Genomic DNA, 21,838 nt, shown 5'->3' on the forward strand with positions numbered 1-21,838 from the left:
CCGGGAAGAAGAGATGAACGACAGCGAATTTCATCGCATATGCGATGGCCTGTGGATGACGATTGAAGAGCGTCTGGATAGCTGGGACGGCGACACGGATATCGATTGTGAGATCAACGGCGGCGTGCTGACGCTGAGTTTTGAAAACGGCAGCAAAATTATTATCAACCGCCAGGAGCCGTTACATCAGGTGTGGCTGGCGACCAAAAGCGGCGGTTATCATTTTAACCTGCAAGGGGATGCGTGGATTTGCGATCGTAGCGGCGCTGAATTCTGGACGCTGCTCGAAACGGCCTGCACACAGCAAGCGGGGGAGCCGGTAAGCTTTAGCTAGCTACTGGTACTGTTGCAGCAGCGGCGCTGCGTTATCGTCATGATTCGCCGACGCGGCGGGAAGAATAGTCTGGGTGCGGAACGGAATAACCTGCATGCGCCCGTCTACCTTCACAATCTGGTAGAACTGCGGCAGGTTGAAGTTGATGAAGCTTGAGCCGTAGGTGAAACGGTCATGTGAGGACGAATAGAAGCGGCTGACATCGCGCACCAGCTCTTCTTTGCTTCCCTCGCAGTGGTGATAGACCTCTGCCCGGTTGCTCTCATCAAGAATATAGATGTTAAAGCCCTGCTCTTCGCGGGTCTCTTCGAAGAAGAACTGAATGATCCCTTCGCTGGCGAAGCCGTCCACTACCGGCGGCAGCTGCACCTGGTTTGTTTCCACCTGCACGGACAGGCCATGCAATTTGTTATGGGAAATCGCCCCATAGAACTCTACCGCATTTTCCAGCTTCTGCACCGACACGCTCAGACGTTCGAAGAACAGACCCCAGGTCTGTCCGGAAACGCGCAGCGCTTTGAAACGCCCCGGCTCCTGGCGGGTGCTGGATAAGCGGAACTCAATGCATTCGGAAACCAGCTGCTGCACGCGGGTGCGGATCAGGCCGCGCAAATGCTGGCTGTAGCAGAAGACTTCCACGCTATCCGGCGGCGCGGCATCCTGATGCATTTTGCCGAGGATGGTTTTCAGCGCTTCGATCATCGCCTGCTCACCGTTGAAGTGCAGCGTACGCACTTCGTTCCACGAGTTGCGATAAAGCAGGTCGACGCTGCCGACCAGACACTGCTGCTGCTGCCCGAAGCTGAATACGTCAAGCTTGCGGAAATCGAAATGCACCACCTGATTGCGGAACGCCGCCGTCGGGTCATATTCCAGGTTGACGATAATCGCCAGATGGCGAATTTCACACGGGCTGTAGAGCGCTTTTGGCGTTGGCGCCGGCAGACGCAGCGGGAAGTGATGGGAAACATCTGCCACCATTTCCTGCAGCTTAGGCAGGTCGCAAATACCGTTGCCCTTAATAAACAGGCGGGTGCGCGAGGTCAGCAGGCCGTTAAAGTAGGCCCACGCCACCAGCTTATTAAGATAACGGTTATATTCCAGCGGTTGATGGCTGACGATGGAATCCATATTTGGCGCGCGGTTGTAAAGATACCAACCAGAACGGTTGGCGCGGCCCGGCGGCACATGGATAAAGGTAAGGTTCGACTCGGATAGGTCCGGCGAAATCTGGGGGTTCACCAGGGTGACCTTACCCGGCAGCGCTTCGAAGGCGGCATACAGCTTACGGGTCAGCACGCCGATATCCTGCGGGCTGGCGCTGACGCTGAGGTTGTTGCGGCGCGCAAAGCGGATCAGGTTGCGGTAGCTTTGCATCATCGCATCCAGCAATTCGTTGTGCGCATCGCGCACCTGGTCAATCTTCCAGTTAGCGCGGTTATCCAGCATCGCCAGACGCTCTTCTTCCCAGCCCCACTCTTTGACCAGCTGGCTTAATACTTCACGGCGCCAGCCGACGCAGGCCCGCTCGCGTGAGAGTTTTTCACACACTTTCAGATAGAAGCAGCGGCGAACCAGATCCAGACGCGCGGTATCTTCAATTTGTGTCAGATAATGGGTTACGCGCTCCAGCATCATGCAGTAGGGATCGAGCCCGAAAGAGACTATCTCGCCGTCATGCAGCCGCTGTTTAATATCTTTCGCCAGCAGGCGCGCGTTCGGGTATTCCCAGGAATAGGCTTCCAGCAGCAGCGTTTTCAGCACGGCTTTATAGGGGGAGTCGATACTTTTATAGAGCTGCCAGAGGCTCGCGCCGAAGTACTCTTCGGCAGAGAGCGAACTCAATCCGCCGAGATCGAGCCATTCGTTCGGCGTCAGCACGCCCTGCGAATAGAGGGACATGACGTAATCGTCGTAGTTCTCTTCTTCATCGCCCGGCACCATATTCCACAGAATACGCTTGCCCGCGAGGCGCACGGCGGTGCGGTAAAATTCGTCCAGCAGCAGGATATGTTGGGTTGAGCCGCAGTCCTCGCCGCCGAGGCTGCCGCTTTCGTTATGACGGAAACGGTTCTCATCGATCAGGAAGAAACTGACCTCTACGCCCAGCGACGCAGCCCAGCTTTCCAGCAGGCTGCATTTACGCTGCAGCAGCTGGCGCTCGTCGTTGTCGAGCCACGCCTGGTGACAAACCCAGATATCCAGATCTGAAGAGCAGCTTTGGCCGACGGAGGAGGTGCTGCCCATTGAATAGAGCGCGGTTATCGGCAGCTCGCCGGGTGCGGTTTCCTGCGGCGGCATGCCGCGCATCATTTCCAGCTCGTTCAGGTAATGGCGTTGGGTTTCATCAGGCGTGTAAATGCAGATGCCATGGGGAACGTTACCGTCGAGGTAACCCGGCATCAGCGGGTGATGATAATGTAACAATGTTGGCAGAAGACTGTAGACCTGCTGGAAAGCAGGGCCCATCGCAGCAAGCGCGCGATCTACACGCAGTTGGTTGATGGCATCCAGTCTCTGTTTAAGAGTCTCAATATAGAGGTACAAGACATATCGCCTGATGGTTTCAGTATTTCGAAAAAACCCGTTTCCTGATTGCTGCCTTTATGATTATAAACGAACGGGCAGACAGCTGCTGGAAACGTGATCAATTTAACACCTTGCTGGTTGACCGTAAAGAAAGTTGCGCTACGCACAACGTTCGCCACCAGTAAGCCGTTTTATATTCCATAATACGAGACAAGTCCCTCTTTGCCGCAAAAACCGTTGAAACTGACAGCCTTCCTTGAAGAGTGGTAGGATGGGAGGCAGACGACAATTACGGTAACAAGCATGTTAGACAAAGTATTAAGAATTGCCACTCGCCAAAGTCCATTAGCGCTTTGGCAAGCACAATATGTTAAACAGCGCCTGCTGGCCTGCTGGCCTCAGCTCACCGTTGAGCTGGTGCCAATGGTCACGCGCGGCGATGTCATCCTCGATACTCCCCTGGCGAAAGTGGGCGGGAAAGGGCTGTTTGTCAAAGAATTAGAGCTGGCTTTGCTTGAGAGCCGTGCTGATATCGCCGTGCATTCGATGAAAGATGTGCCGGTCGAATTTCCGCAAGGGCTGGGCCTGGTGACCATCTGCGAGCGCGACGATCCGCGCGACGCCTTCGTCTCTAATCAGTATGCAAGCCTTGACGATTTACCTGCGGGCAGCGTCGTTGGCACCTCCAGCCTGCGTCGCCAGTGCCAGCTAGCTGAACGCCGCCCGGACCTGGTTATCCGCTCGCTGCGTGGCAACGTAGGCACGCGTCTGGGCAAGCTCGATAACGGCGAGTACGATGCGATCATTCTTGCCGTGGCGGGACTCAATCGCCTTGAGCTACAGTCCCGGATTCGCTGTGCGCTGCCAGCAGAAGTTTCGCTTCCGGCGGTAGGCCAGGGCGCGGTGGGCATCGAATGCCGAACTGATGACGAACGCACCCGCGAGTTACTCGCGCCGCTCAACCATGATGAAACGGCAATTCGCGTGCGTGCGGAGCGTGCCATGAATATGCGTCTTGAAGGCGGCTGCCAGGTGCCGATCGGAAGCTATGCAGAGCTGAAAAACGGCGAATTATGGCTAAGAGCGCTGGTCGGCGCGCCGGACGGCTCCTTTATGGTGCGCGGCGAACGCCGTGGAAAACCTGAAGATGCGGAAACCATGGGCATTTCACTGGCCGAAGAGCTGCTCGATAACGGCGCGCGCGAGGTGTTAGCCGCAGTTTATGCTGGGGACGCCCCCGCATGACGATCCTTGTCACCCGCCCCTCTCCCGCCGGGGATGAGTTAGTGAGCCGTCTGCGCGCACTCGGGCAGGTGGCGTACAGTTTCCCTCTTATCGAATTCTCCCGCGGCAGGCAGTTAGAGCAACTGCCGGGGCAGCTTGCCGATCTCCGCGCTGAGGATCTGGTTTTCATCTTATCTCAGCACGTTGTGCAGTATGCGAATCCGCTCCTGAATAAAAACGGCATCGGCTGGCCGCAGAAACTGAGCTGGTTCGCCATCGGGCGTACAACCGCCCTGGCATTTCATACGGTAAGCCATTTGCCAGTGCGCTATCCGTTAGACCGGGAAACCAGCGAAGTCTTGCTACAATTACCTGAATTACAGAATATCGCCGGTAAGCGTGCGCTGATCCTGCGTGGCAACGGCGGGCGCGAGTTGTTAGGTGAAACCCTGGCAGCCCGCGGCGCTAAAGTTGAATTTTGCGAATGTTATCAACGCAATGCCAGGATTTATGACGGAACAGAAGAGGCTTTTCGCTGGCGCGAACGTGGCATTACCACCCTCGTGGTGACCAGCGGTGAAATGCTGCAACAGCTTTATACGCTGATTCCGCAGTGGTATCGCAACAACTGGCTGCTCCACTGCCAACTGGTTGTTGTCAGTGAGCGTCTGGCGATCCTTGCCCGGGATTTGGGCTGGCAGGATATTCGCATCGCCGATAACGCCGACAATGACGCGCTGCTCCGCGCGTTACAATAAACCTAACAATATGGGAAGCCACAATGACGGAACAAAATACTTCCTCCGCCATGGTTGAAGAGACCAAACCCGCGGCGGAAAGCACACCGCTACCGGAACAACCCCCACAGAAGAATCGTAGCGGCGTGGCGGGGATTGCTTTGGGTGCCATCGCCATCGCTATCGCCCTGGCGTTAGGTGTCGGGCTCTACAGCTATGGCAAGCATCAAACCTCGGCGCAAACTGCCACCAATGATGCGCTGACTACCCAGCTTGCCGCGCTGCAAAAACAGCAGGATCAGCAGAAAGCTGAGCTGGAAAAGACCATCAAACAGCAGGCAACGGCGCTTGATGAAGCCAACCGCCAGCAGGCAAACCTGGCACGTCAGTTAGATGAAGTGCAGCAAAAAGTGGCCACCATTTCGGGTAGCGATGCCAAAACCTGGCTGCTTGCCCAGGCCGATTTCCTGGTAAAATTAGCCGGGCGTAAGCTCTGGAGCGATCGGGATGTCACTACCGCCGCCGCGCTGTTAAAAAGCGCTGACGCAAGCCTTGCGGACATGAATGACCCAAGCTTGCTTACCGCTCGTCGCGCCTTAACCGACGATATCAGTTCGCTTTCATCGGTCAGCCAGGTGGATTACGACGGCATCGTGCTGAAGCTAAACCAGCTTGCCAATCAGGTTGATAACCTTCGCCTTGCGGATAACGACAGCGACGATACGCCGATGGATTCCGACGGCAGCGAACTCTCCAGCACCATGACCGAATGGCGTCAGAATCTGGTGAAAAGCTGGCACAACTTTATGGATAGTTTTATTACTATCCGCCGCCGCGATGAAACGGCGGTGCCGCTGCTGGCGCCTAATCAGGATATCTATCTGCGTGAGAATATTCGCTCGCGGCTGTTAATTGCCGCTCAGGCCGTGCCTCGCCATCAGGATGAGACTTACAAGCAGTCGCTTGAAAATGTGTCGACATGGGTGCGTGCTTATTACGACACCGACGATGCCACCACGAAAGCGTTCCTGGATGAACTGGACGCGCTGGGCCAGCAAAGCATCAATATGGATATCCCGCAAACGCTGCAAAGCCAGCCGCTGCTGGAAAAACTGATGCAGACCCGCGTCCGCAATTTACTTGCTCAGCCAGCCGCTGCCTCTGCCGGCGCCGCGCCTGCCGAAGCCACGCCTGAACAGGCGCCTGCAGCAAGTCAGGGAGAATAAGCATGATTAAAGTCTTATTGCTTTTTCTGCTGCTGATCGCCGGGATCGTTCTTGGACCGATGCTTGCCGGTCATCAGGGCTATGTCCTGATTCAGACCGATAACTACAACGTGGAAACCAGCGTTACAGGACTTGCGATCGTTCTGATCCTGACCATGATCGTGTTGTTCGCTGTCGAATGGATACTGCGCCGTATTTTCCGCACCGGCGCACGCACCCGTGGTTGGTTCGTGGGACGTAAAAGCAGCCGCGCACGTAAGCAAACTAAAGCTGCATTGCTGAAGCTGGCCGAGGGGGATTATCAGCAGGTTGAGAAGCTGATGGCGAAAAATGCCGATCACGCCGAACAGCCCGTAGTTAACTACCTGCTGGCAGCCGAAGCGGCGCAGCAGCGCGGCGATGAAATCCGCGCCAATCAGCATCTGGAGCGGGCAGCGGAGCTGGCGGACAACGATCAGTTACCGGTAGAAATCACCCGCGTTCGTCTGCAGCTCGCCAGAAATGAGAATCACGCGGCCCGCCATGGCATAGATAAGCTGCTGGAAATCGCGCCTCGCCACCCGGAAGTGCTGCGTCTTGCAGAACAAGCGTATGTGCGGACCGGCGCGTGGAGTTCCTTGCTGGATATCCTTCCTGCTATGGATAAAGTTAAGGTTGGTGACGAAGCCCATCGCGCTGCGCTGCAACAGCAGGCGTGGATAGGAATGATGGATCAGGCCATGGCAGATCGGGGCAACGATGGCCTGAAAGCCTGGTGGCGCAGCCTGAACCGCAAAACACGTCATGAAACGACGCTGCAGGTGGCGATGGCGGAGCACCTTATTGAGTGTGGCGATCATGAAGCCGCGCAGGAAATCGTGCTGGACGGCCTGAAGCGCCAGTATGACGAGCGTCTGATTCTGCTGATGCCTCGCCTGAAGTCAGGCAATCCGGAACAGCTGGAAAAAGCGCTGCGTCAGCAAATCAAAACCCAGGGCGACCGTCCTCTTCTGCACAGCACGCTGGGCCAGCTGTTTATGAAGCGTGGCGAATGGCAGCAGGCGAGCGAAGCCTTCCGTGAAGCTATTAAGCAGCGCCCTGACGCCTTTGATTACGCCTGGCTTGCCGACTCGCTGGATCGGCTGCATCAGCCGGAAGAAGCCGCGCTGATGCGTCGCGATGGTCTGCTGCTGACCCTGCAAAATAATCCTGCTCCTTGAGTTCCAGGGCGAATTTCTTTCGCCCTCCCCCTTCGCCTGACGCAAAAAAAAACACCTGCCGGTTGGCAGGTGTTAAAACAGGTCTTTTTGACAACTAAGTGGTGCTTCACTCAACGTTATGTCCATGGTGTCGGATGAGGCCTGAGGCGACATCTGTCGGTGGACGATAAGCACCGTAATCGGCTCTGCGTCATTCCCGGGTTTATGAAGCCTGAGGCAAGCATAAGAAATGGAATGAGCATCTACAGATGGATTATTGCACGAAGCATGCCAGGTTTGAATCAGGATTTCGTCAAACAGCCCAATACCTACAATTTCAGGTAGTTATTGTTAAAAATAACGTATTAATCCTGGGCTGCAGGGAAGCGAAGCGCCCGCTTCGCTTGTCTCTTTCAGGAGACACTTTAAAGGCCCGTCATTAAAAGTATTATTTATCATCCAGTTAAACGTCGCCAAAAAGCGACAGCCAAATGCATTTTGTCGCAAAGTTACGACAGTCGGGCAGGAGCATAAAATAAGTAAAGGAGTATTCAGAAATAACAGGTGCAAAAGGCCAGCCCTGTAGGGCGGATAAACAACGCGCCATCCGCCGGGCGGTCAACAACGTTGGATGGCGTTGACGCTTATCCAACCTACGTTTTTATAAACGCCAAATGCAAAAAGGCTAGCCCCGTAGGGCGGATAAGCAACGCGCCATCCGCCGGGATCCGGTCAACAACGTTGGATGGCGCTGGCGCTTATCCAGCCTGCGGTTTCATAATCTTCAGATGCAAAAAGGCCAGCCCCGTAGGGCGGATAAGCAACGCGCCATCCGCCGGGCCGGTCAACAACGTTGGATGGCGCTGACGCTTATCCAACCTACGTTTTTATAAACGCCGAATGCAAAAAGGCCAGCCCTGTAGGGCGGATAAACAACGTGCCATCCGCCGGGCCGGTCAATAACGTTGGATGGCGTTGACGCTTATCCAGCCTGCGGTTTCATAAGCTTCAGATGCAAAAAGCCAGCCCTGTAGGGCGGATAAGCAACGCGCCATCCGCCGGGCCGGTCAACAACGTTGGATGGCGCTGACGCTTATCCAACCTGCGGTTTCATAAGCTTCAGATGCAAAAAGCCAGCCCTGTAGGGCGGATAAGCAACGCGCCATCCGCCGGGATCCGGTCAACAACGTTGGATGGCGCTGACGCTTATCCAACCTACGTTTTTATAAACGCCGAATGCAAAAAGGCCAGCTCGAAAGCTGGCCTTTTTTAAATGTGGTCGGCGAGAGAGGATTATTCCCCTGCGGGCCGTTGCTTAAGCAACGTTGTCTCGCTGCGCTCGGCGCGAACCTCCCTGCCCCGGAGCTTCTCATCCTCTGGCGACCGAAAAGCAAAAACCCCGCCGAAGCGGGGTTTTCTTAATGTGGTCGGCGAGAGAGGATTCGAACCTCCGACCCACTGGTCCCAAACCAGTTGCGCTACCAAGCTGCGCTACTCGCCGAAATACTACTCTTTTACTTGTTGTCAGAGTTTTACTTAACTTAGATGATTGGTGCGAAGAGAGGGACTTGAACCCTCACGTCCGTAAGAACACTAACACCTGAAGCTAGCGCGTCTACCAATTCCGCCACCTTCGCATCATAACCACTAAATTAATGGGGTGGCTAATGGGACTCGAACCCACGACAACTGGAATCACAATCCAGGGCTCTACCAACTGAGCTATAGCCACCACTGTAAAATCTTTCACGCGGTACGTTAATTACCACCGCAGCTCTAGCGCCATTCTTTAAATGGTGCGCCCGACAGGATTCGAACCTGAGACCTCTGCCTCCGGAGGGCAGCGCTCTATCCAGCTGAGCTACGGGCGCGTAGCGCCGTTGCGGGGTCGGATATTACGGGCTTCATGCCCGGCTGTCTAGTGCTTATTTCAATAAAAAGCGAGTTTGGTTACGCTTTGTGCAGTCTGCTGCTTATCCATTCATATTTTACTCAGAGGGTCGTTTATTCAGGCCAAAAACCTTATAAACCAGCGTTACCAGCACTAAAAAACCCGCCCCTACCGTCAGCGACATACGCGTTTCTTCATTAATACCCATGCCGATTAATACACAGACCAGGAACATTATCGTCAGGTAATTTACCCATGGGAACGCGATCGACTTAAATGGATGGCTGGCTATAGCTTCGCGATGGGCCTTACGAAAGCGCACCTGACTAATAAGAATCACCAACCATGGCACCATACCCGGCAGCACGCTTGCGCTATAAACGTATACGAATACGCGCTGTGGATTAGGGATAACGTAATCCAGGCACGAACCCAGCAGCAGAATGGCGATTGAAACGGCAACCCCCGCCACCGGCACGCCACTGCGCGAAACTTTTGCCATCCTGGCCGGGAGCTGGCGGTTCTTTGCCAGGGCATAGAGCATACGGCCACAGCTATACATACCGCTGTTACAGCCGGAGAGCGCGGCGGTCAGCACCACAAAGTTGATGATGCCCGCCGCCGCGGTGATGCCGATTTTTGCGAAAGTTAGCACAAACGGGCTGCCGGTATTGCCAGTCTGATTCCACGGGAAGATAGTCACGATAATAAAAATCGCACCCACGTAGAAAATCAGGATACGCCACAGCACCTTACCAACCGCGCTGCGCAAGGTGACCTGCGGATTTTTTGCTTCCCCGGCGGTAATACCAATCAGCTCAACGCCCTGATATGACGCCACAACGATACAGAGCGCGGTCAGAAAACCTTTCCAGCCACCGGCAAAGAACCCGCCGTGTTCGGTAAGGTTGCCGAAGCCAACAGGCTGACCATGATTACCCAGACCAAAGAAAATCATGCCCAGCCCAACCGCTATCATCACGATAATGGTGGTGACCTTGATCGCCGCAAACCAAAATTCAATCTCACCGTACAGCCGCACCGCCGCCAGGTTCGCCAGCGCCACAAGCCCAACGGCGAGAAGCGCCGGCAGCCATTGCGGTAAATCGGGGAACCAGTACTGGACGTAAAGCCCTGTTGCGGTAATTTCCGATATCCCCACCGCCATCCACATAAACCAGTAAGACCAGGCGGTAAGGTAGCCAAAAAAAGGACTCATATAGCGGTGCGCGTAGACGGCAAACGAGCCGGCTACCGGCTCAAGAAACAGCATCTCGCCCATGGAGCGCATAATAAAGAACACGAACAGGCCGGCGATAATGTAAGCCAGCAGCACGGAAGGACCGGCCCACTTTAGCGTGCTGGCCGCCCCCATAAACAGGCCGACACCGATAGTGCCGCCCAGCGCAATAAGCTCGATGTGCCGGGCCTCAAGGCCTCGCTGAAGCTCCGCTTGTTTCTCTGCCATAAATTCCTCAGTCTGCTCACCCACCGGCGGCCTTTAAAGGGGCGCAATGGTTTCGTATTTTTTACAAAAATACAAATCAACCGTTAACAAATTTGGTGTGGTAAGAGGGAGGCGGCAACGAAAGGCGCTCCGTTGAGCGCCTTTTTACTGCTTACAGGCGGCCTGTGTAGTGCCAGGCCAGATAGCGCAGCAGCTTGAGCTGGCGGCCGAGGCGGCTCGGCTGGGACAGCAGTCGGTAAAGCCACTCCAGGCCCAGCTTCTGCCAGATCTTCGGCGCGCGTTTAACATGGCCGGTAAAGACATCGTAGGTGCCGCCAACGCCCATGTACAGAGCCTGCGGGTAAACTTTGCGGCAGTCGCGCATCAGGATTTCCTGCCGCGGCGACCCCATCGCCACGGTCACAATCGCCGCGCCGCTGTCACGAATGCGCTCAAACATCGCCTGCCGCTCCTGCGCTTTAAAGTAGCCATCCTGGCTACCCACGATATTCACATTCCAGAGCTTGCGAAGTTTCGCTTCCGTCTGGGCCAGGATCTCAGGCTTGCCGCCCACCAGAAAGACCGGCGTACCCTCGCGTCCGGCTTTTTCCATCAGCGCTTCCCAAAGGTCGGCTCCCGGCACACGCGACACCTGCGCCGCAGGATATTTTTTCCGGATTGAACGCACGACGCTTATGCCGTCCGCATATTTAAACTCTGCCGCATCAATGAGTTCGCGAACGTCGCGATCGCGTTCCGCCGTCAACACTTTCTCGGCGTTGATCGCCACCAGCGTTCCCGACCGCAGCGAGCCGTCCGCATAGAGATAATCCAGCGCGTGCTGCATATCACGCCAGCCCAGCAGCGCCAGGCCGCGAATGGTATAGGTAGGGGCAGAGATCGACTCGTTCATAGTGTTCCTTATCATCCGCTCAGGCTCCGGCTTCCACGCCCGGCATGCGCCGCAGTCGTTGATGTATCAGACCCGCACTATCAAATAACCAGTAAAGAAGCTTGGCCAGTACAAGACAAATGCCAAATACCATCATGAAGAAAACGACGCGGGAGACAAAAGAGTCCACGCCTTCACGAGCCAGCACTATCATGTTAAAAATCGCCCCGAAGCAGAAGCTATGGAGGATAGCGGCTTTATAGCGATTGGTTTCCCGGTTGCCAAGTTCATACAGCCAGTCGAACCATTTGATAATCAGACCAACCGCAAACGCGCCCGGCAGGATAAACCATACGCCGCCCATCACCACCAGCGAGCCGATAAGCGTAGGGGAAATCGCCAGCCCCGAGTGATTATTCAGGATCTCCCAGGTAAAGTAGTTAGCGCTGTTAAGCACAATGCCTGGACGATCCGGCCATACCCAGGTTGGAATAAACACGTAGAAATCACGCGCGATGGGCGCCAGTCCCTGAAACTCGATTTTGTCGTAGTTTTGCAGCAGTAACGCCAGGTTTTCCCACGGCGAGAACGTATCGCGGGTCAGGTAAAGGAAAGTATAAAAAGCCTCGTCGCCGCTTACGTTCAGCCCGTAGCGTTTCAATGCCAGCCAGAACATGCCCACAATGCCAAATACCCCGGCCGCCGCCAGCATCCAGAGGGAAATCCAGCCGCGAATAATGCCGATAAACAGGAAGATGGCGAAAGCGATAATGATATTGGCGCGCGTGCCGCCGACTATCATGTAGGTCAGCAGGCCAAACGCCACGGTGCTGACGAGGAAGAACATCCACGCGCGGCCATCCTGCTTCAGGAAGTAGACCACCAGCATCGCCGGAATAAAGAAGTAGAAGAAGCGCTTAAGCGCGACGCCTGAAACTTCGCTGGAGAATATCTGGCTGTAGGAGTGCAGCTTAAACAGCAAAAAGCCGTTGTGCATAAAGAAGACGCCAACGCTCACCAGCGCAACCAGCGCCAGCATCACCCATGTCAGATGCGTTTCGACGCGATTCATGGTGAACAACGGACGGCGCACGGCGCCTGCGGGCGGCTTCGCTCGCAGGCGCGTTTTATAGGCGACGTAATAAATACCATAGAAGCAGGTTGCCGCCAGCTGCGCCTGCAGCAGTACATCCGCAGGAACGACGTTCACCCCGAACCGGAAGACCAGCGTACAGGTAAAGGGGAAGCCGAAGAAAAAGGTCAGCAGATAAAGTAGCGAGAAGAAGACGTTAAAATTGAAGCGTACCTTGCGGAACTCCTGGTATGTCAGCAGACCGATAAACATGACGGAAATAAACCACACCACAAACAGACCGCCAAATTGCAGCAAACTCATGCGGTTTCTCCTGATGCGATTGCTAACGCCCGATCCCAGCCTTCAAGATAGTTGGGATTAAAAAAGGCAATCTGCTGTTTATCTAATAAGCGTAGCTGGCGCTGCGCTTCACGTATAACCGTTTTATCCAGCGGATCGCCGGTAAACAGCACGGGAACATGCTGTTCTACCATATCCTGCCAGAACGGATTTTTACGGCTCAATACGCAAGGAATGCCGGCCTGAATCAGCAGGCAAAGCGTGCCGATGCCCTGCTGCCTGTCAAAAATAAAATAGCCCAAATCGCACTGGCGCAGCAGCGCAAGGTAGTCGTTAAAGTCGATTTTTTCGGTCAGGATCTGCAGGTTATCTTCGCTGAATAAGGCGCTGCCCGCCTGCTGCACTTCATTGATATAAGCGCTGTTATTTATCGGGTAGCCCATTGGCACCACGACACGCACGTTATCGCCGAACCGAGCGTGAATCGCCTGCAACGCGGCGATATGCTGGTTACTGCGATCGCCGGAATTCCCGACCAGCAAAGTGAGATTATCGCCCGTTTTTTCTTCGTGGCTCATTTCATTGAGCGTGGGGTCCATACGCGTCGGGAAGTACAGCAGCTCCCCGGGCACGCGCGGATGGCGCTGGTGAAGATAGTTAAGATCGCCGCGCGTGGCGAATACCCGGCCAACGCGACCCTGAGCAATACGACGCAGCAGGTAAAAAAGACGGAACTTGAGGCTCCGTGAAGCCTCATACAAATCGGCTCCCCAGATATGCCAGCTCACCTGCGCAGGCTTCAGACCGCCTGTCAGCAAGGCAATCCACAAGGCGCTATTAAACTGGCCGTGGAAGAAAAACCGCTGCTGGCGGTTTGCGCGGGCTTTTTGTGTTACCGCTCCGGCCAGCGCTTTTTTCGTCGGAAAGAGCGTAATCGCAAGCTCAGGGAAAGCAGACGGTAAAGCGCTGTCCGTTGAAACCACCAAAAAAATGCGCGCGTGCGGATGCGAGGCGGCTAAAGCGTCGTTAAAGAAGCGCAGTACCGTCTGGTTATGATGCGGGATATCCGATCCCAGTACGTGAATCAGTGTCATCATGCTCGTCTACGATAAATAAGAAACACGCCACAGCAGAGCGCGAAGTAAACAATATAGGTTGCCATATAGGCCTGCGCGGCGCCCAGTGCGCCATGGGCTGGAATCAACCAGCGTGAAAAGCCGGTTAATAAAGCAAACTGGGTGATTTCAGTCAAAATATAAAAGCGCAACGCGGCTTTGGCGATGACTAAGTAGCCGAAAACATAGGCTCCCACTTTCAGCACGTCGCCCACCAGCTGCCAGGCGAACAGATCGCGCATCGCGATAAACTTCTGTGAGAAAAGCAACCAGATGGCAAAATCACGCAGAAGCCAGACGGTAAAACTGGCCGCGGCTACCGCGGGGAGCACGAACTTCAGTGAGCGAACAATTTCGCGGCCGATCTCCTGCTTAGCCGTCAGCCTTGATAAGGTCGGCAGCAGGTACACGCTGAAAGACGCGGTAATGAACTGGAGGTAGGCATCTGAAATACTGCTGACGCCCTGCCAGATCCCCACCTCGTCCCAGCTATAGTGCTCGGCGAGCAGGTTACGCATCATCACGTAAGCAACGGGCAGCGTGATGGAGGTAATCAACGCCATGAGCGTAAATTTTCCCAGGCTGCTGGCGTAAACCTTGTCCCACTGCGGTTTCAGCCAGGCCAGCGGGACGTGTTCGCGTCGTACCAGCATGAAGCCTGCAGGGATAAGCACCAGCGCTGGCACCAGCGCCAGACCAAGCAGCGCGCCCTGATAGCCACCTGAGCGATAGCAAAGATAGTAAGCGACCACGCCGATAAAGCTGCCGCCGATCAACGCCAGCGCGTTACCCGCCGCATCCCGGAAGCCTTTCATGATAGCCAGCGACAGGTTCGCCCAGGCGATCCCCATCTGCACCAGCGCCACCAGACGCACCAGGCCCTGATAGTGGTCGTGACCAAACAGCCCGATGCAGATCGGTTTAGCCGCCACGACAAAAATAACCGCCAGCAGGGTTGAGAACCCCAATACCATCGCCGATGAGGTGCCGATGACTTTGCGAAGCTCTTGCGGATCGTCATGATACTGAGCGACGTATTTAGTGACGCCGTTAAAAATACCGGCCCCCGCCAGCACGCCCAGTACGGTAATCATCTGACGAAAGTTACCCGCAAGCCCTACGCCGCTCGGGCCAAACGCCACCGCCAGAAGTTTGACCACCAGCAGACCGGCGGCGATTTTTACCAGCGTGGACCCGGCGGTCCACGCTGAGGCTTTAGCCAGCGACATATCAGGAGAGGTAGGTCAGCAACGTATTGATAACAGCACGTTGATTAACCGAAGAGAGGTTATAGAACAGCGGCAGGCGCACCAGGCGTTCACTCTCTTTGGTTGTGAACCGGTCTTCGCCGTGGAAGTAGCCAAACTTTTCGCCGGCCGGGCAGGCGTGCAGCGGAATATAGTGGAATACGGCCATGATTTCGGCTTCTTTGAGATACGAAATCAGCGCGGTGCGGTCTTCCACATCACGTAGTTTGATATAAAACATGTGGGCGTTTTGCACACAATCCTTCGGCACGACAGGTAATTCGATACGGCCTGCGAGAGCCAGCGGCGCTAGCGCATCATGGTAAGCCTGCCAGAGCTTAAGGCGCTGCTGGTTAATCTTCTCAGCGGCTTCAAGCTGCGCCCATAAATAGGCGGCCTGTAAATCGGCCATCAGATAGCTCGAACCAATGTCTCGCCAGGTGTATTTATCCACCTGTCCGCGGAAGAACTGGCTGCGGTTGGTACCCTTTTCGCGAATGATTTCAGCGCGATCGATTAACGACGGATCGTTGATGAGCGTCGCGCCGCCTTCGCCGCCGGCGGTGTAGTTTTTCGTTTCATGGAAGCTGAAGCAGCCGATGTGGCCGATGGAGCCCAGCGCACGGCCTTTGTAGGTCGACATCACGCCCTGCGCGGCATCTTCTACCACGAACAGATTGTGTTTCTTCGCCAGCGCCATAATGGTGTCCATTTCACAGGCAACGCCCGCGTAGTGCACCGGCACGATAGCGCGCGTCTTTTCGGTAATCGCCGCTTCAATCAACGTTTCATCGATGTTCATGGTGTCCGGACGCAGATCGACAAACACAATTTTTGCGCCGCGCAGCACGAAGGCGTTCGCCGTTGAAACAAAGGTGTAGCTTGGCATGATGACTTCGTCACCAGGCTTGATATCCAGCAGTAGCGCAGCCATCTCCAGCGAGGCCGTGCAGGATGGCGTTAGCAGCACTTTTTTGCTGCCGAAACGCTGTTCCATCCACTGCTGGCAGCGGCGCGTAAAGCCGCCGTCGCCGCAAAGCTTGCCGCTTCCCATCGCAGCCTGCATGTATTCGATTTCCGTACCTACTACTGGCGGAGCATTAAATGGGATCATTTTTTCACCTGTATAACCAGAAGGCGGTGCTATCTACGGTGGCACCGCTTTGAATATAACGTCGCAAAGCCGCGGTATTGCTTATCTGCGTGGCAACACGCAGCGTTGTCAGCCCGCGCTGCTGGCACCATAAGCGCGCGGCATGCATGAGCTGTTCACCTGCTCCACGACCCGCCAACAAGCCAATCCGCGCTTCGCGCTCGTTTAACTGACGCAGGCTGACGAAGCCCTGTATTTCATCGCCGTTTTTCAACAACAGACACTGATGGTCAAACGTGCCGAGCACCGCATTTTCAACCCATTGAGCATAAAATCGGCCGCTATCGGCGGGCCGATACCAGGGCGCGCGGAAACGGCTTTGCGTAAAGACCTGAGCGGCCATTTCGCGCAGAACAGGAATATCAGCTTCCTGTGCAACAACAGAAGATGCAGCATTTTCTGTGCCAACGGGCAGCGCCAGATCGACTTCGCCTTCAACTAACCGAAAGCCGAGCTGCTGTAAAGCGTCGAGCAAATCAGCGCGGTGGGCCGGAATTTTTGCCTGCACGCGCCCGTAAGCCGCAAGCTGCTCTGTGGCCAGCTCGGGCGCGTCGTCCGCAAAACGAACAATGGCGCTGTTAACGCCAAAGAACTGATTTTCCCATGTCAGAGCATCAAGCCGGGCGCGAAGCGGACCGTTCATAGCTTAGCCTCGGAATAACGGGTTAACGCCAGACGCCTTTGGTATCGACAACCCAGCGCTGCTGGATTTTCTCACCCGCGATGGCTTTGAATTCGTTATGGTCAACCAGCATGACCAGCACATCGGCCTGCTGCAGGGCAGCATCGAGACTCGCCAGCTGGCAATGCCCTTCCAGTTTCTTCGGAAGCTGATGAATATTCGGTTCGACCACCAGCGTTTCACCGCTGTGCCAGCTGGCAATCATCTCAGCGATTTCCATCGCCGGGCTTTCGCGCAGATCGTCAATGTTTGGTTTGAACGCCAGACCAAAACAGGCGATTTTCAGTTCGCCTGCGCGCTTACCGCTTTCGGCCAGGCTGTCCGCAACGGCCGCTTTGACCTGATTCACAACCCAGTGCGGTTTGCCGTCGTTGACTTCACGAGCGGTACGAATCAAACGCGCCTGCTGCGGATTCTGAGCAACGATAAACCACGGGTCGACGGCAATACAGTGCCCGCCGACACCGGGACCCGGCTGAAGAATGTTCACGCGCGGGTGGCGATTCGCCAGACGTATAAGCTCCCATACGTTGATATCCTGGTCGGCACAAATTAGCGAAAGCTCGTTCGCAAAGGCGATATTAACGTCGCGGAAGCTGTTTTCCGTCAGCTTGCACATTTCCGCCGTGCGGGAGTTGGTGATAACGCACTCGCCTTCCAGGAAGATTTTATAAAGCTCGCTGGCGCGCGCTGAGCAAACTGGCGTCATGCCGCCGATCACGCGGTCGTTTTTAATCAGCTCCACCATGACCTGCCCTGGCAATACGCGTTCCGGACAGTAGGCGACATTGATATCCGCCGCTTCACCCGCCTGCTGCGGGAAGGAGAGATCCGGACGCAGGGCTGCCAGCCATTCGGCCATTTGTTCGGTGGAGCCTACCGGCGATGTGGATTCCAGAATCACTAAAGCACCCTTTTTCAGAACCGGCGCGATAGATACCGCCGCGGCCTTTACAAAAGCCATGTCCGGCTCATGCTCGTCCTGAAAAGGCGTTGGCACTGCAATCAGATAAGCATCCGCCTCGACAGGTTGCGTGCTGGCTCGCAAAAACCCCGCCTCGACTGCGGTTTTAACGACCTTATCCAACTCCGGCTCAACAATATGAATGGCACCGCGGTTAATGGTCTCCACCGCATGCTGGTTAATATCGATGCCTACTACGTTTTTCTGGCGGGAAGCAAACGCCGCCGCCGTGGGCAAGCCAATGTAGCCAAGACCAATAACGGAGATGGTTGAAAAACTCATAGTTTCACCTGATTGTTCTTTAGGGCGGTCAAAATACGTTCGCAAGCGGTGCCGTCCCCGTAGGGGTTATGCGCACGGCTCATGATTTGATATTCATTTTCATCGCGCAGCAGGCGCGTAACCTCACGGACGATATTTCGCGTATCGGTGCCCACCAGACGGACCGTGCCCGCTTTCACCGCTTCCGGGCGCTCCGTGGTGTCGCGCATAACCAGCACCGGTTTGCCAAGCGACGGCGCTTCCTCCTGAATGCCGCCGGAATCTGTCAAAATCAGATACGCGTGGTTCATCAGGTAGACAAACGGCAGGTATTCCTGCGGTTTGACAAGCACCACGTTTTCCACATGGCCCAGAATACGTTCTACCGGCTCGCTAACGTTAGGGTTGAGATGTACCGGGTAGACTATCTGCACATCGCTGTTTTCTTTGGCAATCTCTGCCAGCGCATGACAAATACGCTCAAATCCATCGCCGAAGCTTTCACGGCGGTGTCCGGTTACCAGGATAAGCTTTTTAGCGCTGTCTAAAAACGGGTGATACTGCGCGAGGCTGCTGCGCAGTTCGTCATCAGCCAGTACGCGGTCACGCACGGAAATGAGCGCGTCAATTACCGTATTTCCCGTCACGAAGATTTTATTATCGCTGATGTTTTCGCGCAGCAGGTTCTGCCGCGAATTCTCAGTAGGGGCAAAGTGGTACATGGCAAGATGCCCGGTTAGCGTACGGTTAGCCTCTTCCGGCCACGGCGAATAAAGATCGCCCGTGCGCAGCCCCGCCTCAACGTGACCCACTGGAATGCGCTGGTAAAATGCGGCAAGGCTGGTGGCAACTGTCGTGGTGGTGTCGCCATGAACCAGCACTACGTCGGGCTTGAACGACTCAAGGATTGGCTTTAGCCCTTCAAGTATCCGACAGGTTATTTCCGTCAGCCCCTGCCCTGGGCTCATGATGTTGAGATCGTAATCTGGCTGGATCGAAAATAAACTCAATACCTGATCGAGCATCTCGCGATGCTGGGCCGTCACGCATACCTTCGCGTCAAAAAACGCGTCTTTTGTCAACGCATGAACCAGCGGCGCCATTTTAATGGCTTCCGGTCGCGTGCCAAAAACAGTTAACACTTTCACAGCGATTCTCTTTTGTTAAAAAGGTGAAGGCCGTTCGTCGGGCCTTCACCAGGCAAGGGCGTTATAACGCTTTAGGACGGCGGGCCAATGCCACACCAGCGCCTGTCAGGGCCCCAACCGCACCCCACATAATTAATAAGAACGCACGGCGCGGGCTATCGCGCTTAACGGGCTCTTCTGGGGTACGTAAATAACGATAAGTCTGGAAACGCGGATCGAGCGTTGGGCCCACGTTTAAAGTTGAAAGCATGGCGCGATTCTGATCGTAGTCGATGTCATAGGCGGGGCCCACGGCCTGCAGGCTTTCAAGCCTTGCCTGGAGCATCGGGCGTCCCAGCATGAACATTTCAGAGTCAGGCAGCTCATCCGCAGGTACTTCCGTTTCGCTGCGGGCGATATTTTGCTGCTCGGCGATTTTCAGCGCCTGTTCAGTGCTTTTCACTTTGCGATCGTAAATAGATTTGGCCACGGCTTCCTGCCGTTTAACCTGCGCTTTCATCTGGATGGTGCGGGCGGCCCAGGCGCCCGTCAGCTCTTCGTTCAGATGGCTTGCCGCACGCTGGCTGGCAAAAGCGACGTATTGTCGTAGCAGGTTATTTGCATCCGCAGCGGTCTCAGCAATCAGCTTGACGCTGTCGTTAAGGCTACGGGTGATATCGCCTGCGGTGAACTGGATGTTGTCCACCATCTCATCAAGCAGAGCGGCGTCCGCTTTACTGTTTCCTGACTGACGCTGCTTGTAGTAATCGGTCTGTAGCCAGAAATCGCGTCGGGTATCGTAGGCTGAGAGCTGCATGATGAACTCTTTATAGGCTTCGTCCATAACGGAAGGCTGATCGACAGGGACCATATTGGCTTTGATATCGAGATTACGCAGGAATTGCTGCTGAGAGTAGTAGCCTCCCAGCATATTGACCGTCGGGCGATCGGTGATGGCGTTGGCGCTCCACTCCTGGCGGGCAAAAAAGGTGTAAACCAGGGCGACGATGGCGAACGCTACCGCCATGCCCGCAATCCAGAACTTTCCTCTCCACAGTGTCCGGAACAAACCACGAATGTCCAGCTCGTTGTCCACCATTCCCGGGTTACTTCCTGGCACATGTTGTCTCATCACTTCCCCAATTCAATTCAGGATTAAGAAATGCTGCTGTTTCTGCGTTGACGACGCTTGAAGCGTCTTATGAAGCGGGCCACTCTCCAGGCGCGCTTAATGCAATAATCATAGAGCACAAATGCTAGCAAGAATAATGCCAACATTACCCATTCCGGAATAACCATATAGTATTCAGCTACTACGCCAAAAGTAGCTAATAAAGCCGCTGCAACCGTTATCAAAGCGAATGCCTGACGGGAAGTAAAGCCTGCTCGCATAATTAGATGATGAATATGCTGTCGGTCGGCTGAAAAAGGACTCAATCCTTTACGTAATCGGCGGTACATAATGGCAATCATATCCATCAGCGGAATAGCAATAATCCATAACGCCGTGACAGGGCTGATTGGATGCGTTGCCCCTTGCGTGGTTTGTAGCAGTATCCAAATCAACGTAAAGCCGATAAAAGTGCTGCCGGCATCGCCCATAAACACTTTATATCGTTTCCCGAGCGCACCCAGGTTGAGCAGAATGTAAGGAAGGGTCGCCGCTATCATGGTGAAGCACCACATCGCGAGACTGGTTTGTCCGTTAAAAAAGAGTATGACGCCAAGACCTGCAAAAGAAACACTGGAAAGGCCGCCGAGAAGCCCATCTATACCATCAACCATGTTGAAAGCATTAATCGCAGCCCAGACAGCAAACAACGTTAAGATATAACCAAAAGGCCCCAGAAGGAACTCCCAGGAACCCAGAATATAACCAAAGCTAGAAAGGTAGAGACCAGCACAGGCCATCATTAAGATAGCAACAAAAGCTTGAGCAAGCGCGCGGAACTTTACGCTGATGTCGAAACGATCGTCGAGAGCACCAACAAGCACAAGAATGCCAGCACAAACTAAATAGAGCCGTGCGTGTGGGATATAATATCTGGAGAAAAGCCAGGCGAAGAAAAATGCAATGCATACACCCGCATAGACAGATACTCCTCCGACCAGTGGGATCAGGCCCTGATGTCGCTTACGGTAATTTGGTCTATCTACCAAGCCGACTTTTTTCGCCGCTTTGCGGGCAAAAAACAAAAAGACAAGAGTGAAGACAAAGACAAAAATGAGGTCTGTACTCAGACTGAGTAAGTTCACGGTAAACGCTCTCTGCTAAATCATGCAGTTATTAAAGCAAAAATCATACCAAATTCATATTTAACGGTTATTTTAATATAAACTTAGAGCATTTAATGCGCAATCCATACCTGTTTACCTTAAGTCGAGAACAAAAGTAAAAATGTACGTAAGACTATTAAAGCGTATATACCACTAAAGAAAAACGCCACGACTAAGCG

Annotated in this window: 17 protein-coding genes, 4 tRNA genes and 1 other RNA gene; 5 read left to right on the plus strand and 17 right to left on the minus strand. The window is 54.6% G+C overall.

The features are described 5' to 3' along the window. Positions 1 to 13 precede the first annotated feature (13 nt). Positions 14 to 334 (plus strand): iron donor protein CyaY, encoded by a 321-nt coding sequence (cyaY, locus tag WLO31_RS20090; protein WP_435930678.1) that lies wholly within the window; start codon positions 14 to 16, stop codon positions 332 to 334. Here the strand turns inward: cyaY and cyaA are convergent, their stop codons facing one another. Continuing rightward, positions 335 to 2,881, minus strand: coding sequence for a class I adenylate cyclase (gene cyaA, locus WLO31_RS20095; RefSeq protein WP_435928273.1), 2,547 nt, complete (start codon positions 2,879 to 2,881; stop codon positions 335 to 337). It abuts the gene before it with no gap. A 285-nt stretch (positions 2,882 to 3,166) separates the two neighbouring features. On the opposite strand from cyaA, the gene hemC reads away from it, so the two are divergent. Genes hemC through hemY form a run of 4 tightly spaced genes read left to right on the plus strand, consistent with a single transcriptional unit; the run spans position 3,167 to position 7,249 of the window. Then, positions 3,167 to 4,108 carry a hydroxymethylbilane synthase gene (hemC, locus tag WLO31_RS20100; RefSeq protein WP_435928274.1) on the plus strand — a complete coding sequence of 314 codons (942 nt, stop codon included), beginning with the start codon at positions 3,167 to 3,169 and terminating at the stop codon, positions 4,106 to 4,108. Beyond that, entirely contained in the window at positions 4,105 to 4,845 is a 741-nt protein-coding gene (gene hemD / locus WLO31_RS20105) for a uroporphyrinogen-III synthase (protein WP_435928275.1), read from the plus strand. The genes hemC and hemD overlap by 4 nt, the downstream gene beginning before the upstream one ends. A gap of 23 nt (positions 4,846 to 4,868) precedes the next feature. After that, entirely contained in the window at positions 4,869 to 6,050 is a 1,182-nt protein-coding gene (hemX, locus tag WLO31_RS20110) for a uroporphyrinogen-III C-methyltransferase (protein ID WP_435928276.1), read from the plus strand. 2 nt (positions 6,051 to 6,052) lie between these two features. Further along, positions 6,053 to 7,249 (plus strand): protoheme IX biogenesis protein HemY, encoded by a 1,197-nt coding sequence (gene hemY / locus WLO31_RS20115; protein WP_435928277.1) that lies wholly within the window; start codon positions 6,053 to 6,055, stop codon positions 7,247 to 7,249. 1,255 nt (positions 7,250 to 8,504) lie between these two features. On the opposite strand, the gene WLO31_RS20120 is transcribed toward hemY, so the two are convergent. From WLO31_RS20120 to wecA, 16 genes are all read right to left on the minus strand, one after another. Continuing rightward, a non-coding RNA gene (locus WLO31_RS20120) (RtT sRNA) lies at positions 8,505 to 8,622 on the minus strand. 30 nt (positions 8,623 to 8,652) lie between these two features. After that, positions 8,653 to 8,729, minus strand: a tRNA-Pro gene (locus tag WLO31_RS20125). A 49-nt stretch (positions 8,730 to 8,778) separates the two neighbouring features. Then, a tRNA-Leu gene (locus tag WLO31_RS20130) sits at positions 8,779 to 8,865 on the minus strand. 19 nt (positions 8,866 to 8,884) lie between these two features. Further along, a tRNA-His gene (locus WLO31_RS20135) sits at positions 8,885 to 8,960 on the minus strand. Between the two features lie 62 nt (positions 8,961 to 9,022). Then, positions 9,023 to 9,099: transfer RNA gene (locus WLO31_RS20140), tRNA-Arg, on the minus strand. Positions 9,100 to 9,216: 117 nt separating this feature from the next. Then, positions 9,217 to 10,587 (minus strand): bifunctional threonine/serine APC transporter ThrP, encoded by a 1,371-nt coding sequence (gene thrP, locus WLO31_RS20145; protein WP_435928279.1) that lies wholly within the window; start codon positions 10,585 to 10,587, stop codon positions 9,217 to 9,219. Positions 10,588 to 10,738: 151 nt separating this feature from the next. Continuing rightward, on the minus strand, positions 10,739 to 11,479 hold the full coding sequence (wecG, locus tag WLO31_RS20150) for a lipopolysaccharide N-acetylmannosaminouronosyltransferase (RefSeq protein WP_435928280.1): 741 nt from the start codon (positions 11,477 to 11,479) through the stop codon (positions 10,739 to 10,741). A 19-nt stretch (positions 11,480 to 11,498) separates the two neighbouring features. Further along, a complete protein-coding gene (gene wzyE, locus WLO31_RS20155) occupies positions 11,499 to 12,854 on the minus strand; it encodes an ECA oligosaccharide polymerase (protein ID WP_435928281.1) in 1,356 nt (451 codons plus the stop codon). Next, positions 12,851 to 13,930: a TDP-N-acetylfucosamine:lipid II N-acetylfucosaminyltransferase gene (locus WLO31_RS20160; RefSeq protein WP_435928282.1), complete on the minus strand. Its 1,080-nt coding sequence runs from the start codon at positions 13,928 to 13,930 to the stop codon at positions 12,851 to 12,853. Before WLO31_RS20160 ends, wzyE begins: the two co-directional genes overlap by 4 nt. Then, the gene (wzxE, locus tag WLO31_RS20165) at positions 13,927 to 15,177 is read right to left on the minus strand and encodes a lipid III flippase WzxE (protein WP_435928283.1); all 1,251 of its coding nucleotides are present in this window, start codon (positions 15,175 to 15,177) and stop codon (positions 13,927 to 13,929) included. Before wzxE ends, WLO31_RS20160 begins: the two co-directional genes overlap by 4 nt. A gap of 1 nt (position 15,178) precedes the next feature. Next, the gene (rffA, locus tag WLO31_RS20170; RefSeq protein WP_435928284.1) at positions 15,179 to 16,309 is read right to left on the minus strand and encodes a dTDP-4-amino-4,6-dideoxygalactose transaminase; all 1,131 of its coding nucleotides are present in this window, start codon (positions 16,307 to 16,309) and stop codon (positions 15,179 to 15,181) included. A 4-nt stretch (positions 16,310 to 16,313) separates the two neighbouring features. Further along, positions 16,314 to 16,991: a dTDP-4-amino-4,6-dideoxy-D-galactose acyltransferase gene (gene rffC, locus WLO31_RS20175; RefSeq protein ID WP_435928285.1), complete on the minus strand. Its 678-nt coding sequence runs from the start codon at positions 16,989 to 16,991 to the stop codon at positions 16,314 to 16,316. Positions 16,992 to 17,013: 22 nt separating this feature from the next. After that, positions 17,014 to 18,276 (minus strand): UDP-N-acetyl-D-mannosamine dehydrogenase, encoded by a 1,263-nt coding sequence (gene wecC / locus WLO31_RS20180; RefSeq protein WP_435928286.1) that lies wholly within the window; start codon positions 18,274 to 18,276, stop codon positions 17,014 to 17,016. Further along, positions 18,273 to 19,403: a non-hydrolyzing UDP-N-acetylglucosamine 2-epimerase gene (wecB, locus tag WLO31_RS20185; protein WP_435928287.1), complete on the minus strand. Its 1,131-nt coding sequence runs from the start codon at positions 19,401 to 19,403 to the stop codon at positions 18,273 to 18,275. Before wecB ends, wecC begins: the two co-directional genes overlap by 4 nt. 61 nt (positions 19,404 to 19,464) lie before the next feature. After that, positions 19,465 to 20,514 carry an ECA polysaccharide chain length modulation protein gene (gene wzzE, locus WLO31_RS20190; protein WP_435928288.1) on the minus strand — a complete coding sequence of 350 codons (1,050 nt, stop codon included), beginning with the start codon at positions 20,512 to 20,514 and terminating at the stop codon, positions 19,465 to 19,467. Positions 20,515 to 20,537: 23 nt separating this feature from the next. Continuing rightward, positions 20,538 to 21,638 (minus strand): UDP-N-acetylglucosamine--undecaprenyl-phosphate N-acetylglucosaminephosphotransferase, encoded by a 1,101-nt coding sequence (wecA, locus tag WLO31_RS20195; RefSeq protein WP_435928289.1) that lies wholly within the window; start codon positions 21,636 to 21,638, stop codon positions 20,538 to 20,540. Between the last annotated feature and the right edge of the window lie 200 nt (positions 21,639 to 21,838).

The organism is Dryocola sharpae, from assembly GCF_051307055.1.
Taxonomy (GTDB): domain Bacteria; phylum Pseudomonadota; class Gammaproteobacteria; order Enterobacterales; family Enterobacteriaceae; genus Dryocola.

Excerpts from the sequence above, each read along its gene's own strand:
- cyaY (WP_435930678.1), top strand. The coding sequence starts at position 14 with ATGAACGACAGCGAATTTCATCGCATATGCGATGGCCTGTGGATGACG.
- hemC (WP_435928274.1), top strand. The coding sequence starts at position 3,167 with ATGTTAGACAAAGTATTAAGAATTGCCACTCGCCAAAGTCCATTAGCG.
- hemD (WP_435928275.1), top strand. The coding sequence starts at position 4,105 with ATGACGATCCTTGTCACCCGCCCCTCTCCCGCCGGGGATGAGTTAGTG.
- hemX (WP_435928276.1), top strand. The coding sequence starts at position 4,869 with ATGACGGAACAAAATACTTCCTCCGCCATGGTTGAAGAGACCAAACCC.
- hemY (WP_435928277.1), top strand. The coding sequence starts at position 6,053 with ATGATTAAAGTCTTATTGCTTTTTCTGCTGCTGATCGCCGGGATCGTT.
- thrP (WP_435928279.1), bottom strand. The coding sequence starts at position 10,587 with ATGGCAGAGAAACAAGCGGAGCTTCAGCGAGGCCTTGAGGCCCGGCAC.
- wecG (WP_435928280.1), bottom strand. The coding sequence starts at position 11,479 with ATGAACGAGTCGATCTCTGCCCCTACCTATACCATTCGCGGCCTGGCG.
- wzyE (WP_435928281.1), bottom strand. The coding sequence starts at position 12,854 with ATGAGTTTGCTGCAATTTGGCGGTCTGTTTGTGGTGTGGTTTATTTCC.
- WLO31_RS20160 (WP_435928282.1), bottom strand. The coding sequence starts at position 13,930 with ATGATGACACTGATTCACGTACTGGGATCGGATATCCCGCATCATAAC.
- wzxE (WP_435928283.1), bottom strand. The coding sequence starts at position 15,177 with ATGTCGCTGGCTAAAGCCTCAGCGTGGACCGCCGGGTCCACGCTGGTA.
- rffA (WP_435928284.1), bottom strand. The coding sequence starts at position 16,309 with ATGATCCCATTTAATGCTCCGCCAGTAGTAGGTACGGAAATCGAATAC.
- rffC (WP_435928285.1), bottom strand. The coding sequence starts at position 16,991 with ATGAACGGTCCGCTTCGCGCCCGGCTTGATGCTCTGACATGGGAAAAT.
- wecC (WP_435928286.1), bottom strand. The coding sequence starts at position 18,276 with ATGAGTTTTTCAACCATCTCCGTTATTGGTCTTGGCTACATTGGCTTG.
- wzzE (WP_435928288.1), bottom strand. The coding sequence starts at position 20,514 with ATGAGACAACATGTGCCAGGAAGTAACCCGGGAATGGTGGACAACGAG.